At 43.6% G+C, this 14,456-nt stretch carries 15 protein-coding genes and 1 pseudogene; 7 read left to right on the top strand and 9 right to left on the bottom strand.

All coding sequences use genetic code 11. The annotated features are described in order from the left end of the window. Positions 1 to 269 (top strand): annotated as a pseudogene (locus HRT75_RS00500) (gfo/Idh/MocA family oxidoreductase); the annotation flags it as partial. Positions 270 to 317: 48 nt separating this feature from the next. Here HRT75_RS00500 and HRT75_RS00495 read toward each other — a convergent pair. Next, positions 318 to 1,766, bottom strand: coding sequence for a glyceraldehyde-3-phosphate dehydrogenase (locus tag HRT75_RS00495; protein ID WP_291181957.1), 1,449 nt, complete (start codon positions 1,764 to 1,766; stop codon positions 318 to 320). Between the two features lie 155 nt (positions 1,767 to 1,921). After that, on the bottom strand, positions 1,922 to 3,316 hold the full coding sequence (locus tag HRT75_RS00490; RefSeq protein ID WP_291181956.1) for a trypsin-like peptidase domain-containing protein: 1,395 nt from the start codon (positions 3,314 to 3,316) through the stop codon (positions 1,922 to 1,924). Positions 3,317 to 3,448: 132 nt separating this feature from the next. Between HRT75_RS00490 and dapF the strand changes: the two genes are divergently transcribed. From dapF to HRT75_RS00470, 4 genes are all read left to right on the top strand, one after another. Further along, positions 3,449 to 4,228: a diaminopimelate epimerase gene (gene dapF / locus HRT75_RS00485; RefSeq protein WP_291181954.1), complete on the top strand. Its 780-nt coding sequence runs from the start codon at positions 3,449 to 3,451 to the stop codon at positions 4,226 to 4,228. Next, entirely contained in the window at positions 4,213 to 4,743 is a 531-nt protein-coding gene (locus HRT75_RS00480) for a GNAT family protein (protein ID WP_291181952.1), read from the top strand. The genes dapF and HRT75_RS00480 overlap by 16 nt, the downstream gene beginning before the upstream one ends. After that, positions 4,736 to 5,782: an endolytic transglycosylase MltG gene (gene mltG, locus HRT75_RS00475; RefSeq protein ID WP_291181951.1), complete on the top strand. Its 1,047-nt coding sequence runs from the start codon at positions 4,736 to 4,738 to the stop codon at positions 5,780 to 5,782. Before HRT75_RS00480 ends, mltG begins: the two co-directional genes overlap by 8 nt. A gap of 248 nt (positions 5,783 to 6,030) precedes the next feature. Further along, positions 6,031 to 6,690 (top strand): peptidoglycan-binding protein LysM, encoded by a 660-nt coding sequence (locus HRT75_RS00470; RefSeq protein WP_291181949.1) that lies wholly within the window; start codon positions 6,031 to 6,033, stop codon positions 6,688 to 6,690. A gap of 19 nt (positions 6,691 to 6,709) precedes the next feature. Here HRT75_RS00470 and HRT75_RS00465 read toward each other — a convergent pair whose 3' ends face one another. The 4 genes from HRT75_RS00465 to dnaA form a co-directional block, all read right to left on the bottom strand. Then, complete coding sequence (locus tag HRT75_RS00465) at positions 6,710 to 7,426, bottom strand: SAM-dependent methyltransferase (RefSeq protein ID WP_291181948.1); 717 nt, start codon at positions 7,424 to 7,426, stop codon at positions 6,710 to 6,712. 2 nt (positions 7,427 to 7,428) lie between these two features. Then, positions 7,429 to 8,790 (bottom strand): PQQ-dependent sugar dehydrogenase, encoded by a 1,362-nt coding sequence (locus HRT75_RS00460; RefSeq protein WP_291181947.1) that lies wholly within the window; start codon positions 8,788 to 8,790, stop codon positions 7,429 to 7,431. A gap of 71 nt (positions 8,791 to 8,861) precedes the next feature. Further along, a complete protein-coding gene (locus HRT75_RS00455) occupies positions 8,862 to 9,320 on the bottom strand; it encodes a low molecular weight protein-tyrosine-phosphatase (protein ID WP_291181946.1) in 459 nt (152 codons plus the stop codon). A 6-nt stretch (positions 9,321 to 9,326) separates the two neighbouring features. Next, positions 9,327 to 10,754: a chromosomal replication initiator protein DnaA gene (gene dnaA, locus HRT75_RS00450; RefSeq protein ID WP_291181945.1), complete on the bottom strand. Its 1,428-nt coding sequence runs from the start codon at positions 10,752 to 10,754 to the stop codon at positions 9,327 to 9,329. 211 nt (positions 10,755 to 10,965) lie between these two features. Here dnaA and HRT75_RS00445 point away from each other — a divergent pair, with 211 nt between their 5' ends. Next, positions 10,966 to 11,364: a thioesterase family protein gene (locus HRT75_RS00445; protein WP_291181944.1), complete on the top strand. Its 399-nt coding sequence runs from the start codon at positions 10,966 to 10,968 to the stop codon at positions 11,362 to 11,364. Between the two features lie 11 nt (positions 11,365 to 11,375). Here the strand turns inward: HRT75_RS00445 and HRT75_RS00440 are convergent, their stop codons facing one another. From HRT75_RS00440 to ribD, 3 genes are read right to left on the bottom strand one after another with little or no spacing between them, the layout of a single operon-like run. Beyond that, complete coding sequence (locus HRT75_RS00440; protein WP_291181943.1) at positions 11,376 to 11,981, bottom strand: YigZ family protein; 606 nt, start codon at positions 11,979 to 11,981, stop codon at positions 11,376 to 11,378. Then, positions 11,981 to 12,850, bottom strand: a complete 870-nt coding sequence (locus HRT75_RS00435) for an EamA/RhaT family transporter (RefSeq protein ID WP_291181941.1) — start codon at positions 12,848 to 12,850, stop codon at positions 11,981 to 11,983. The genes HRT75_RS00440 and HRT75_RS00435 overlap by 1 nt, the downstream gene beginning before the upstream one ends. Continuing rightward, positions 12,847 to 13,875 carry a bifunctional diaminohydroxyphosphoribosylaminopyrimidine deaminase/5-amino-6-(5-phosphoribosylamino)uracil reductase RibD gene (ribD, locus tag HRT75_RS00430; protein ID WP_366664995.1) on the bottom strand — a complete coding sequence of 343 codons (1,029 nt, stop codon included), beginning with the start codon at positions 13,873 to 13,875 and terminating at the stop codon, positions 12,847 to 12,849. The genes HRT75_RS00435 and ribD overlap by 4 nt, the downstream gene beginning before the upstream one ends. A 95-nt stretch (positions 13,876 to 13,970) precedes the next feature. Here ribD and HRT75_RS00425 point away from each other — a divergent pair, with 95 nt between their 5' ends. After that, positions 13,971 to 14,456 (top strand): GNAT family N-acetyltransferase, encoded by a 486-nt coding sequence (locus tag HRT75_RS00425; RefSeq protein ID WP_291181938.1) that lies wholly within the window; start codon positions 13,971 to 13,973, stop codon positions 14,454 to 14,456.

The raw sequence follows: 14,456 nt of genomic DNA, 5'->3' as shown, positions 1-14,456 counted from the left end.
GGGTTGAAGCTTGTTTAAAAGGAGGGACTACCTCTTCGCCATTTTCTTATGGTGGACCTTTAACCGAGGCTGTGCTTATGGGGAATCTCGCTATTAAAGCATTCCAGTACAAGCAACTTAAGGACGGCAAAAAGGTAGGAGATTGGGCGCCGTATAACTATCCAGGTCGAAAGACCATTCTTTGGGACGGAGAAGCTATGAAGGTCACCAATTACGACAAGGCCAACGAATGGGTCCGCAGAAACTATCGCGAAGGTTTTGAAATCTAAAAACCCCAACCAAAAGGCCGGGGTTTAAAGTTTCAGTGTTAAAGACTACTAGTAATACGTATAGCGTCTTACTTTGGCAATATATTTTGCCAAACGGATCACCTGATGGCTGTATCCGTATTCGTTATCATACCAAACATAAATGATGGCGTTATCGCCTTCTGCATTCACAATGGTTGCATTACTGTCGTAAATAGACGGAGCAGAAGACCCAACGATATCGGAAGACACCAATTCGTTGTTCAAAGAATATTTGATCTGTTCTACCAAGTTTCCTTCTAAGGCTGCCTTTTTCATGATCTTGTTGAGTTTGGCCGCTGTGGTCTTTTTATCCAAAGTCAAATTCAAGATGGCTAAAGACCCATTAGGTACAGGAACGCGAATCGCGTTTGAAGTCAGCTTGCCTTCAAAAGATGGAAGCGCTTTAGAAACAGCGCTACCAGCACCAGTTTCTGTGATCACCATATTAAGTGCAGCAGCACGACCTCTGCGGTATTTCTTGTGCATATTGTCTACCAAGTTTTGATCATTGGTGTAGGCGTGGATAGTTTCTAAGTGTCCGTGCTTTACACCCAAGCTGTCTTCAATAACTTTAAGTACAGGCGTGATGGCGTTAGTAGTACAACTGGCTGCGGAGAAGATATCTACTTGATCCGGATCATTATCCAAATGGTTCACTCCGTGCACAATGTTTGGAATTCCTTTCCCAGGAGCGGTCAACAACACTTTAGAAGCTCCTTTGGCAGTCAGGTGACGTTGCAAGGCTTTATCATCGCGGAAGGCTCCTGTATTGTCCATTACCAAGGCATCACTGATACCGTAGGCGGTGTAGTCAATTTCTTCTGGCCCATTGGCAGAGATCATGTGAACCGTAGTGCCGTTGATCACCAAGGCGTTGTTCTTTTCATCGATCTGAACGGTTCCTGGGAAGTCTCCATGTACAGAGTCATACTGCAAGAGTGAAGCGCGCTTTTCCAAAACGCTCTTGTCTACTGCACCACGAGTCACGATAGCGCGAAGGCGCAATTGCGATCCGTCTCCCGTGCGACTCATCAGAATTCTGGCAAGCAGTCTACCGATGCGTCCAAAACCGTAAAGCACAACATCTTTAGGTTCAATACCGTTGCCGTTCTTGGCATCTTTAAGTTTGTTGTGAACAAATGCAGGCGCGTTTCTGTTAGCACCATCCTCCATGTGATACTCATAAGTAAGCTTCCCGATGTCTAATTTGGCAGCAGGAAGATTCATGTTTTTGATGGCCTGAGCGATCTCAACAGAATCAAAAATAGATATTGGCTTTCCTACAAAGGCTCCAGCGTACTCATGCAAACGCAAGATCTCACTCACGCTTTGATCAATAAGTGGATTACGGAACAGAACCAATTCAATGTTCTTGTCGTACCAAAGATCACTGACGATCTTAATGAATTCAACGGTGGCCTTTCGGCGATCAGTTTGGAAGGACAGCTCCTTTTCGTAGGTGGCTTCGAAACTCATAAAAGCAGGTTTAAAATTTTGGGCAAAAGTACCCATTTCAAACGTTTTAGTAGCACTTTTATCAAATATTTTTTAAGGCGGATTTTATCTATTCTGAAGGATAAATAAACCCCTTCCGCAGACTGCAGAAGGGGTCGGAACTGTGTAAACTAATCTTAGCGCACAATAAATTTATTGACTTCACCATCACGATCGATCATCGTGAGGCTAAAGGGTTCTCTGCTGTCGCGATTTTCAATGATGCGACGAACGTCTTCTATGTTTTCAACGCGTTCGTCGTTGATCTTGGTGATGATCACATCGTCCCAATTGAATTTCCCCATATCTCGTGTAAGCACACGATTCACAGAGACCCCGTAATTGGTGTTGAATTCTTTGAGTTTCTTTTCAGAGACATTCTTGACCTCAATGCCTAAATCATCGATCTGATAGGTTTCTAATTTGACCAAGGTCACAGGCAGCGTTTTTGTGTCACCATCTCTAATGATTGTCACATCCACTATGTCATTAGGGCGCTTAGAGCCCACATAGCCAACAAGATCTGTGAACTTGTTGATGCTGATCCCATCGATCTGCTTAATGATATCGCCTTGTTGGATTCCGCTTAGATCAGCACCAGAGCCAATTTCTACGGTACTGACATAAACCCCTTCAGTTTCAGAAACGTCTGGTAATCTTTTAGCTGCATCAGCCACATTTACTCCGCGAATTCCAAGGATACCGCGTTGTACAAATCCGAATTCCAAAATATCTTCAATGACCTTTTTGGTATTGTTTGAAGGCACAGCAAAGGAATAACCCACATATGAACCCGTTTGTGAAGTGATCGCGGTATTGATACCGATGAGTTCTCCACGTACATTAACCAAGGCACCACCGCTGTTTCCGCGGTTTACCGCTGCATCTGTTTGGATAAAACTCTGTGTGCTGGAGCCATATTGATTCAAATCACGTGATTTAGCACTTACAATACCTGCGGTTACCGTTGAGGTTAAATTAAAAGGATTCCCAACTGCTAAGACCCATTCGCCTACTTTTACTTCGTTGGAATCTCCAAAGGCGAGGTAAGGTAGATTGGTGTCTGACTCAATTTTAATCAATGCAATGTCTGTGCTTGGGTCGGTCCCAATGAGTTCGGCAGCAAACATTTGATTGTCGTTTAAAGTTACCTCCAGTTCAGAGGCGTTCTCAATCACGTGGTTGTTGGTCACGATATAGCCGTCTGGAGAAATGATCACACCGCTTCCGGTGCCGACCATTTCACGTTCGCCACCGCCACCATAGAAAAAGTCCATAATGCTGGTAGGGCCTTTACTGATCGTTGTGTTTTTAACGTGTACTACTGCATTGACAGAGGTTTCTGCGGCCGTAGTGAAATCAAAAGCCAGGGCTGTATTGTCTAGATTGGTGAATCCGGTATTTACTACAGGAATCTCCTGTTGACTTTGAGTGATAACCACTGGGGTTTTGTCTTCCAATAATTTGTATCCGCCCAACGTTACCATACCGGCAAGTAGAGCGACGGCAAATAGGGTTAGGTTTTTCTTCATCTTCTTTCTTTTTTAATCTTTGGATTAACAACTTAAATTTAGTCGAAATATTGACCAAAACTTAACGGTTTAACGCCTTTTAACACTAGTTAACGCAACCTTAGAACTTGTGATTTTCTATCTTTGTGCTCCATGGTTATAAACTTTGTAAAATATCAAGGAACCGGTAATGATTTTGTCCTTATCGACCATAGACAACCCTTCTTCAACAAAGAAGATGCCGAACTCATCGCACAGCTTTGCGACCGACGATTTGGTATAGGGGCTGACGGTTTGATCCTCTTAGAAGAGCATCCTGATGCTGATTTTGAAATGGTCTATTTTAATGCTGATGGCAAGCCTAGCAGCATGTGTGGAAATGGCGGTCGATGCACCGTGCATTATGCACACAGTTTAGGTATGATTGGTGATCAAACTCGTTTTATGGCTGTGGATGGAATTCATGAGGCCACTGTAGCCGACGGCTGGGTTGCCTTGCATATGAGAGATGTGCAAACCATAGAAGACAAAGACGGAGCTTATTTCTTAGATACTGGATCTCCGCATCACATTCAAGTTTGTGATGCTGTACAAGAGGTCAATGTGCAACAAGAAGGCGCTGATATTCGTTACAATACTTATGGAGCTGCAGGTGCGAATGTCAATTTTGTAGAGCCTGTATCCGCAGATCATTTTAAAGTGAGAACTTACGAACGCGGAGTAGAAGCCGAGACCTATTCTTGCGGAACAGGAGTCACTGCTGTGGCTCTAGCTATGTATCACGCAGGTAAAACAATAGCCAATACAGTGAAGATCTCAACACCTGGAGGTGAACTGAAAATTTCCTTTACCAAAGCAGCAGATCGTTTCACTGATGTAGTGCTCGCGGGACCAGCAACTCCAGTATATCAAGGCCAATGGACGTCAAATTAAGTAATGATGCGGTAAGACTGAGAGCTCTTGAGCCTCAGGACCTTGATTTCTTATTCGAGGTAGAAAACAATACCGCCATTTGGGAGGTCTCCAATACCTTGGTTCCCTATTCCCGTTTTGTACTCAAGCAATATCTAGAACAAGCTCATTTAGACATTTACAGCGCCAAGCAGCTGCGCTTGGTTATCTGTACTGCCGAGGATTCCAAGGCTTTAGGGTTTGTAGATCTTTTCGATTTTGATCCGAAGAACAAGCGAGTAGGAGTGGGTATTGTAGTCTACGAGCCGGACAATCGCAGACAGGGCTATGCACGAGAAGCATTAAGTCTATTAATTCCCTATTGTTTTGATCATTTGGGGCTGCATCAGGTTTTTGCTAATATTGGAGCCCAAAACCTAGCCAGCATTCAACTTTTTGAAGCCTTAGGTTTTACCAAAAGTGGAATCAAGCGTGATTGGCATTGGACCAGCGCGGGTTTTGCTGATGAATTAATCTATCAAAAGATCAATGAGTAATCTTAAAAAAGTCATTCTTTGGGTCCTGATCCTTGGAGCCGTTGCAGGTGGAGTATTCACCTATGTTGTGTATCAAACAATTTTTGCGGACAATACCGCCTTTAATAATGAGGAGGCACATATCTATATTGAAAGTACCGCAGGATTTAAGGATGTAAAAGAAGAGTTGCGCCCTTTACTGAAAGATCTTGATGCTTTTGAAACCGTAGCAGAAAAGAAATCCTATATAGGCAATATCAAGGCTGGTCATTATGTGATCACCAAAGGGATGAGTAATAATGACATTATCAATACTCTTAGAGTCAATAATGTCCCGGTTACCATCCGATTTAACAATCAAGAGCGTTTAGAAGATCTGGCAGGTCGTTTATCTGCCCAGGTTGAGATAGATAGCTTAACGCTGCTAGTAGCTATGCGCGATCCGAGATTCCTGGCCGATAAGGGCTTCAATCAGGCGAATGCGTTGAGCATGTACCTGCCTAACAGTTATCAGGTCTATTGGAACACCAGTCCTGAAGGCCTGCGCGAAAAGATGTGGAAGGAGTATGAGAACTTCTGGAATCAAGAGCGCAAAGCTAAGGCTGCTCAAATGGGCTATACCCCTTTGCAAATCTCGGCCTTGGCTGCTATAGTTCAAAAAGAGACTGCAAAAGCAGATGAGCGTCCACGAGTGGCTGGAGTTTATGTAAACCGACTTAAGGTAGGGATGCCACTTCAAGCGGATCCTACCGTAATCTATGCCAAGAAACTTTTGGATAATGACTTTCAACAGCAGATCAAACGCGTGCTTTATCGTGACTTGGAGTTAGATTCTAAGTTCAATACCTATAAGTACGGAGGAATCCCTCCAGGACCGATCAGCATGCCGGATATCTCTTCCATTGACGCCGTACTCAATTATGAAAAACACAACTACTACTATTTTGTAGTGAATGTGGAGAACTTTGGCTACCATAAGTTCGCGGAGTCTATTGAACAACACAATCGTAACCGTGCAGCCTATGTGCGCTGGATTAACGAGCAAGGCATCAATCGTTAATTTTTATCATTTTCGCATACTTTCTTACCTAAAACTGACGTGTTGATAAGCCGTTAGCAAGTTTTTTGCGGCCTTCGTACTACGCAAACGTTTTCGCTATACTTTTAATAAAACCAAGTATATCAGCGAGTTAGGGGTTTTTCCTGTGTTTAAGACAAGCTTAACAGAAAAAATTTGCAGGTTCTGTTATATGTCGTAGTTTTGCCCGCTGAAAATGCAAAGCTCCGACTTTGCAAATTCCAAACAATATGATACGTAGTTTAATACGAATTGTAGTACTTCCAATGGTGATCCTAATCATCACGGTTGGATTCAAAGTTCGCGAGGATGTTACGACAGGTCAAGCCGATCTATCAGCATACAAGGTTACTGAGAACGATATTTGTTTTAATGTACCTACCCTTGAAGAACAACGCTCTTTTGATTATGACATGTTTTCTCCGTTTTTGGGATACTCATATCTAGGATTTCGTGAGGCCTTGGCCTTTAAGGAGTCTCAAGGAAGATACACGGTAGTAAACCAGTTCGGGTATATGGGTAAATATCAATTTGGTAAGGCAACCTTGCGTATGATCGGGGTTTATGATGCCAGTGATTATTTACAAAGTCCTGAAGTTCAGGAAGAGGCTTTCGCAGTTTACACTTCACGCAATAAGTGGGTGTTGCGAAGAGACATCAACAGATTTGTTGGCCGAACCATTAATGGAGTAAAAGTAACGGAATCCGGAATTCTCGCTGCCGCGCATTTGGCAGGTCCGGGGAACGTAAAGAAATATTTGAGAAGTGGAGGCACAGTTGGTTTCAACGATGCTTTCGGAACCTCAATACGATATTATATGCGCAAGTTTGCTGGCTACGATACTTCCGGAGTCATTGCAGACAAGACCGCGAAAGTGGAACGCATATAGTCAAGTTAAGTTTAGTTGGTTAGTTATTTTGAATGATAAATAAGGTGGGTCTTTTATGTAGGTCCACCTTATTTTTTTTCCATTGATCCACAGTTAGAGTTTTGATGTACTCCGTGGGGAGGGTGATGTCTGCCGCCACGCAAAGACGCGTATCTCCAAGCAGCGTGCTCAACAAGGCTTCCATCAATTGCCCATTCCTATAAGGCGTTTCTATAAAGAGCTGCGCCTGATTATTGGCTTTAGAGTCGCGTTCTAATTGCTTGATCTCTTTTCTGCGTTCGCGTTTGTCTATCGGAAGATAACCGTGAAAAGCAAATTTCTGTCCATTCATACCACTAGCCATCATGGCCAATAGGATGGAGGAGGGGCCTACCAAAGGTACCACCTGCACATCCATTTCATGAGCCAGGGCAACTACTGCGGCACCTGGATCAGCAATACCTGGGCAACCTGCGTCAGAAATAATTCCGACGTCAAATCCTGCTAAGCAAGGGTCTAAAAAGCTCCTGATCTCTCCAGGATCTGTGAATTTATTGAGTTGTTGTAGGTGTAGATCGGGTTGAGATTTACCCGGTGCAATCCGTTGAATGGAGCGTCTGGCACTCTTTTCATGTTCTACAACATAATGATTGATCTGTTCCACAGCTTTGCGAACAGTCAGTGGAAGAACTTCCAAAGGATTGGATTCCCCCAAGGTTGTTGGTATCAAATATAGCTTTCCCTTGGGGGTGTCCATTATTATAGTACTATTTTAAGCGTTTGCACGCCACCGGTAGTATCGGTGATCTGTGCAATATAAAGTCCGTTTGCGTAAGCGGATTTAGAAACGCTCAATTCTTGAGTGTTGAGGTTGCTTAGATCCAATACTTTGGCTCCGTTGATTTGAAATAATTGTAGTGACTGCAAACTGTTGTTGGTAGACTTAAATACCAATTGCTCAGTAGTTTGGTCCACAAACCAATTAAAGGCGTTCGCAGCTTCTTGCTCTTCCACATTAAGCAGAAGATCAACCACGCGGTAAATACCTCCGCCTAAAGAAACAGCGTACAATTCGTTGTTGATGTCTTCACCAAAGCTCGCCCAAGGCTGGCTGGTATCCAAGACCCATTCTAGGTTGTTACTTGCATCTACAGTTCCTATTTCACCAGTACAAATGTCCGCAAAGAAGTACAAGCCATCTAGAGAAGGGTAATCGTCTCCGCGGTAAACATAACCACCTGTAATGGAACAACGTCCGCCAGAGTGCGTGTATTCAGCTACCGGAAATTCGTAATTGTCTGCAGTAGCGCAACCCGAGGTGTTGAATGGAGCGTTTCCTTCATAACAACGCCATCCGTAATTGATTGGAGCAGCGGTAGAGGCTACTTTATTGATCTCTTCACGACTTCCTTGTCCAACGTCAGCGATCCATAATTCTCCAGTATCGGCATCAAAACTAAAACGCCAAGGGTTTCTAAGTCCTGGTGCCCAGATCTCATCCAAAGCAGAGCTGTCTCCCACATAAGGGTTGTCTGCTGGAATATAAGGAGCTGCGGCGTCTACATCTAAACGCAAAAGCTTTCCGAGTAAGGTTCCAAGGTTTTGAGAACGATTGCCAGGATCTCCAGCACTTCCTCCATCTCCAGAGGCGATATAAAGCATACCATCGGGTCCAAACTGCAGGCATCCGCCGTTGTGATTGGTGAAAGGTTGAGAAAAACTAAGCATCTGTAATTCTGATCCAGCGTCGGCTACATTGGGATCACTGCTCACGCTAAATCGAGAGATCTGCGTGTCGTTTGAAGTATTGGTGTAGTAGACGTAAAAGAAGCCATTGGTTGCATAGTCCGGGTGAAAAGCCAGTCCTAAAAGGCCGCGTTCTCCTCCCGAATTTACAATAGGATCAATGTCTAAGAAAGGTGTCGAATTGATGGTCCCTTCTGGATTCAAAATTCGAATGGCTCCGTCTTGTTCCACAACAAAGAGGCGTTCATCTCCAGCATTTTGAAGATCAACTGGACTATCAAATCCACTTGCAAATAACTCAACATCAATGTCTTGTGCAAAACTCAGACTCACAAAGAGCAAAGCTGCTGCACTGAAAAAGGTAGATAATTTCATAGCGTAGGTTTTTTAGATTTTGCTAAAATTAGGGAAAATTATTCAGCAGTTCAAAATCAGTGGCTTATCGGCTAGAATTGCTCCTTGATAATATCGCAGGCTTGGTCCAGCATATCGTAAACATTCGCAAAACCATCGGAGCCTCCATAATAGGGGTCGGGTACGTCAACGTTCTCTCCAGGGAAAATGGCGTCGAGGATCATGGATACCTTCTGCTTGTCTTGGTCATTACGCGCCAATCGAATTACATCTCTGTAATTGGAATTGTCCATCACAAAAATATGATCAAACCGATCGAAGTCAGTAACGCTGAATTGACGTCCGCGCTGTGCGCTAATGTCTAAGCCGTTCTCTTTAGCAATAGCAACGCTGCGAGGGTCGGGTGCCTCTCCTGCATGCCATCCACCAGTACCTGCAGAATCCACCTCAAATTCTTTACGTCCAAAAAGTTTAGTACGCATAATGCCTTCTGCCAAAGGACTTCGGCAGATATTTCCCAAACAGACCATAAGAATTCTGGTCTTTTCCATAAGAATTTAGAGGGTAAGCTTTTTGTTTAAGTCTTCCACGTATTTGCGGAATTGCTTGTCTGTTGCAGAGAGGTTGTCTACTGTTTTACAGGCGTGTAATACAGTGGCGTGATCACGTTTACCGATCTGAGATCCAATACTGGCCAAACTCGCCTTGGTGAATTTCTTCGCAAAGAACATCGCTAACTGTCTGGCTTGTACAATATGACGCTTACGCGTTTTAGATTGCAAGGTGTCCACGTCCATTTGGAAATAATCACTAACTACTTTTTGAATGTAGTCAATAGATACCTCACGTTTGGTGTGCTTCACGTAATTGTCCACGATCTTCTTGGCCAGATCAATAGTGATCTCGCGCTTGTTGAAAGAAGAATGAGCAATTAATGAAATGATAGCGCCTTCCAGTTCGCGAATATTGGTCTTGATATTGTTGGCTAAAAACTCAACGATCTCTTCCGGCATATCCACCCCGTCTCTAAAGAGCTTGTTTTTGATGATCGCAATACGCGTATCAAAATTTGGGTGCTGCAATTCTGCCGACAGTCCCCATTTAAAGCGAGAGAGTAAGCGCTGCTCGATATCGATCATGTCAACAGGAGCCTTATCAGAAGTCAAGATAACCTGCTTGCCATTTTGATGTAAGTGGTTGAATATGTGGAAGAAAACATCCTGTGTCCCTGCCTTTCCAGAAAGCAATTGGATATCATCTACAATAAGTACATCAATGATCTGGTAGAAATGAATAAAATCATTTCTGTTATTCTTTTTAACCGACTCTATGTACTGCTGAGTGAATTTCTCCGCAGAAATGTAAAGCACAGTCTTTTCTGGATACTTGTCTTTGATTTCCACACCAATGGCATGAACCAAGTGGGTCTTTCCGAGGCCTACACCTCCAAAGATCAACAGTGGATTGAAGGAAGTCCCTCCAGGTTTGTTGGCCACAGCCATACCTGCGGAACGCGCTAGGCGGTTGGAGTCTCCTTCTAAGAAATTTTCGAAGTTGTAACTCGGGTTGAGTTGCGATTCGATCTTCACATTGCGAATCCCAGGAATAACGAAAGGGTTCTTAAGTTCTGGGCTCTTGTTCTTAATTGGAACATCTACCTCTTGACTTTTAAGATTGGTGCGCTGTGTACTTGGGATCTTCTCTGTGAAAGGTTGTTTGTTGCCGTAAGTGTTTTCCATTTTGATCACATAGACCAATTTCGCATCGGCACCCAACTCTTTGGTTAAGGCAACTTTGAGAAGCTTTACGTAATGCTCCTCCAACCACTCATAAAAAAACTTACTCGGAACTTGAATACTCAAGGCGTTGTCCGTGAGCTTAACTGCTTGAATTGGTTCAAACCAAGTTTTGTAGGCTTGAGTTGTAATATTGTCCTTAATAAAAGACAGACAATGATTCCAAACAGATTCAGCGGTTCTGCTCATAATTGATTAAAAAGTGTTGTTTTTGAGTTGTTAGTTGCTGTAGAAAAAAATAGGGAATAGTGACTTCCCTAACAATTCCTTAACCCTGCAAATATGTGAACAAAAAAATGAAAAAAAAAACAGAAGCCCTCTTGAATTTTAAGTTTTTTTTTCGGATACTTCGGTAAGTCTAAAGATAAGACTTTTTCTTCACTTATTTAAAAATAGAACTTTGTTACCGCACACCTTTGAATTTCGGGTCAGATATGGAGAAACCGATCAGATGGGAGTGGTCTATCATGGCGCTTATCCCGCGTATTTCGAGATGGGACGTACGGAATGGCTCAGAAATCTAGGAGTCACTTACCGTTGGATGGAAGAGCATGATGTGATGTTGCCTGTAGTTGATTTGGCTATTCGATACAAGCAGCCCGCGCGCTATGACGATAGACTTGTGTTAACCACCGAGTTACGGGAAAACCCCAGCTATAAAATCACCTTTGATTACACCTTGAAAAACGATGCTGAAGAGGTCTTAGCAACAGCTACAACGACCTTGGTTTTCAAGTCTGCGGTTAACAATAAGTTAATACGGGTCCCGGATTATATTACCGATCGTTTGAAGGCGTAATCCTACTAACGCTAATTTGTAGGAATAAACTGCGCCGGATAGAGCTTTTCTACAGCATTTTTTACGCGTTCTAATCTGGAAGCTCTCACACGCAAGTGAAGACTTACATCTTGGGCACTGTCTTGACGAACAATAGTAATGTCTTCCTCGTCAATAAGACGCATAACCCTCCCTAGTAGACTATACGGCGTTTTGATCACAAAGGGAGTTTCAATATACCGTGTTTCTATCGGGCTGGCTTCTAAGGCAAGCTTTGCTCCAGTCCGATAGGCGTTGATCAATCCACCCACGCCGAGTTTTGTTCCCCCAAAGTAACGCACTACGACTACCAATACGTCAGTTAGTTCAAAGGCCTGGATCTGCCCATAGATTGGGGCTCCAGCACTATTTGCAGGCTCGCCGTCATCATTGGCTCGGTATTGAGGCTTGGTTTTCCCGATCTGATACGCATAGCACCAATGACGGGCAGTATGGTGTTCTTTTTTCAAAGCCTCTAAATGTCCAGAAACTTCATCAACACTGCTTAAAGGAAAAGCATAACCGAAGAACTTGCTGCCGCGATCTTTGAATAATTGCGGCTCGCTAGGAGCCTTGAGGGTTTTGTATTGATCTTCCATTAGTTGAAATATGCGATGATAGCAATGCTTACCAGGGCCAGACCAATTCCTGTCCAATTACTTGCGCTGAGTCGTTCTTTAAAAAGAAGGATACCGGTTAGCGTAGCCAATACCACTATAGCAATGTTGTTTAAGGTAAATACCGTTGCACTGTCCAGATAGGATATTCGTAGCGCTTGCACCAAAAAGTAAATGCTAAAATAGTTTGGAATCCCCAGAGCAATTCCAGCCACAATATTTCTCGACGCCACAATCACCTTAGATCGTATGGCTTTATATCCCAGGAGCAAGATTCCACTCAGCGCTGCAGCAGCAAAGATGGTCGCAGAAAACTGGCTGACCTCTGCGGAGCCCACTCGATCTTCCTCTAAAAACTTAATACTCGTATCTATAACACCGCTTCCTAAAAATACCAACAAGGGTAAGGCAAGGTCTTTAAGGCCCACAACTGACTGCTCACCAGATTTCTTAGAACTGAGGTATAGTGCCACTAGCGCTAGGCCAATCCCAACAAGCTTTGGGAAGGTGGCCATCTCCTTATAATAGAGAAACCCAAAAAGGATAGGGATGGCAACACTCATCTTAGTGGCCACAGATACTACGGAGAGCCCTAATCGTTGTGCGGTCAAAGCCATTAAATTGAAGATCGCGATGAAAAGCACCCCCAAACAGATAGCGGGTAAAAACCAAGTTTTGGTCCAAGGCGCATCTTCTAAATTGAATGCTCCATAAGCGACGTAACCACAACTCGCTGCCACTATATAGTTGACCACAATCGCTTGAAAAGTATTCACCTTGAAGCGTCCAAAGGCCTTAAACAAGGTGAGGATAATGGTAGAAGAGACTATTGATAGTAGCAGGTTGATCACAGTTGCTTCGGATTGAAATAGGTGTTTAATAGATCGTTTTGAACGTTTTCGATCGATGTTGGCTCCAGGTCCAAGCTCGGAGCTGCGAGACCATTCCCAAGCTGTACAGCTCCAGTAAATACGCGTGCCTCATCCCAAAGCCCTGAAGAAATAAAACGATTGAGCGTATCTGCTCCGCCTTCAATCAACACAGATTGTAAACCTTGCTCGTAAAGCAAAGAAAGTAAATGGTCTATTTCTATGTTGGATTCTTTCACCTTAATCAAGATCAGATTTGTATTTGTCACTGGTGCCTCGGCAGAGGTAATAACTATCGTTTTTGTTTGCCCGTCAAGCAAGCTTAATTCAGGCTTAAGTTTCCCGTGCGGATCTAATACCACGCGGACTGGTGATTTTCCAGGCCAATCTCTGGTAGTTAAGGAAGGGTTGTCTGCTAAAGCTGTATTTACACCAATTAAAATGGCAGACTCTTCACTGCGCCACTGATGGGTGTGTTGTCTGCTCAAAGTATTGCTGATCCAAACCGGAGCTTGCACATCTTTGGTAATCGGAGCAATAAATCCATCAAGGCTTTGAGCCCATTTTAATAGCACATAGGGACGCTTTTTAGCATGAAAGGTAAAAAAGCGACGATTCAAATGCTGAGCTTCTTTATCAAGTATTCCTGCAATTACTTCGATTCCTGCGGCTTCAAGTCTTTTAATACCACGTCCTGCAACCTGAGGGTTGGGATCCTTGCTTGCAATCACAACTCGAGCGAGTTTGTTTTCAATAAGCATGTCAGCACAAGGAGGTGTTTTTCCGTGATGAGAACAAGGTTCCAAAGAAACATAGGCTGTGGCCTCCTTAAGTAATGCTTTGTTCTTAACGCTAGCGACGGCATTAACCTCAGCATGTGGTTCTCCGGCGCGCTGGTGCCAACCTTCACCAATAATGGTGTCGTTATGCACAATCACACAGCCTACCATTGGGTTGGGGTCTGTAGATCCTTGGCCTAAGGTAGCGAGTTCAATACAACGCTTCATATACCTGAGGTGTAACTCGTTTATTTGGCTTGATTTTACTGTATATGAACTCACAAAGATTGCGTAATTTAGCTTCAAAAATACGACAATTCATCATGTCTTCTTTCACCATCCGACCCATACTTCCCAAAGACGATATTCAAATTGCAGAAGTTATCAAAAAAGTCCTCGTAGAGCACGGTGTGCCCAAAGTAGGTACCGCCTATGAAGATGTGGCATTGACGTGTATGCACAAGACCTATCAGGTTCCAAGGGCACAATATTTTGTAGTAGATACGCCTGAAGGTATTATCGGTGGAGCAGGAGTGGCGCAATTGGCCAATTTTGACGGGAACATCTGTGAATTGCAGAAGATGTACTTTTTGCCTGAAGCGCGCGGTCGCGGAATCGGCTCAGCCATGATGAAACTTTGCCTAGAAACCGCCAAGAACTTCCGATTTGACCAGTGTTATTTGGAAACCATGCCCAATATGCATGCGGCGCAAAAGCTATACAAAAACACGGGCTTTCATTATATCGATTGTGCCATGGGCAATACCGGGCACTACAGTTGTCCGGTACATATGTTAATCGATCTTTAG

Origin of the sequence: Gilvibacter sp., assembly GCF_013214815.1 — a bacterium.
Classification (GTDB): Bacteria; Bacteroidota; Bacteroidia; order Flavobacteriales; family Flavobacteriaceae; genus Gilvibacter.
Note: the sequence above shows the minus strand (reverse complement) of the source record. Positions and strands in the feature narration are given on the sequence as shown.

What these genes read in the sequence shown, in the direction of transcription:
- HRT75_RS00465 (WP_291181948.1), bottom strand. Translation starts at nt 7,426, where the DNA reads ATGGACACCCCCAAGGGAAAGCTATATTTGATACCAACAACCTTGGGG.
- HRT75_RS00425 (WP_291181938.1), top strand. Translation starts at nt 13,971, where the DNA reads ATGTCTTCTTTCACCATCCGACCCATACTTCCCAAAGACGATATTCAA.
- HRT75_RS00490 (WP_291181956.1), bottom strand. Translation starts at nt 3,316, where the DNA reads ATGAAGAAAAACCTAACCCTATTTGCCGTCGCTCTACTTGCCGGTATG.
- HRT75_RS00455 (WP_291181946.1), bottom strand. Translation starts at nt 9,320, where the DNA reads ATGGAAAAGACCAGAATTCTTATGGTCTGTTTGGGAAATATCTGCCGA.
- HRT75_RS00480 (WP_291181952.1), top strand. Translation starts at nt 4,213, where the DNA reads ATGGACGTCAAATTAAGTAATGATGCGGTAAGACTGAGAGCTCTTGAG.
- mltG (WP_291181951.1), top strand. Translation starts at nt 4,736, where the DNA reads ATGAGTAATCTTAAAAAAGTCATTCTTTGGGTCCTGATCCTTGGAGCC.
- HRT75_RS00460 (WP_291181947.1), bottom strand. Translation starts at nt 8,790, where the DNA reads ATGAAATTATCTACCTTTTTCAGTGCAGCAGCTTTGCTCTTTGTGAGT.
- ribD (WP_366664995.1), bottom strand. Translation starts at nt 13,875, where the DNA reads ATGAAGCGTTGTATTGAACTCGCTACCTTAGGCCAAGGATCTACAGAC.
- HRT75_RS00495 (WP_291181957.1), bottom strand. Translation starts at nt 1,766, where the DNA reads ATGAGTTTCGAAGCCACCTACGAAAAGGAGCTGTCCTTCCAAACTGAT.
- HRT75_RS00440 (WP_291181943.1), bottom strand. Translation starts at nt 11,981, where the DNA reads ATGGAAGATCAATACAAAACCCTCAAGGCTCCTAGCGAGCCGCAATTA.
- dnaA (WP_291181945.1), bottom strand. Translation starts at nt 10,754, where the DNA reads ATGAGCAGAACCGCTGAATCTGTTTGGAATCATTGTCTGTCTTTTATT.
- HRT75_RS00470 (WP_291181949.1), top strand. Translation starts at nt 6,031, where the DNA reads ATGATACGTAGTTTAATACGAATTGTAGTACTTCCAATGGTGATCCTA.
- dapF (WP_291181954.1), top strand. Translation starts at nt 3,449, where the DNA reads ATGGTTATAAACTTTGTAAAATATCAAGGAACCGGTAATGATTTTGTC.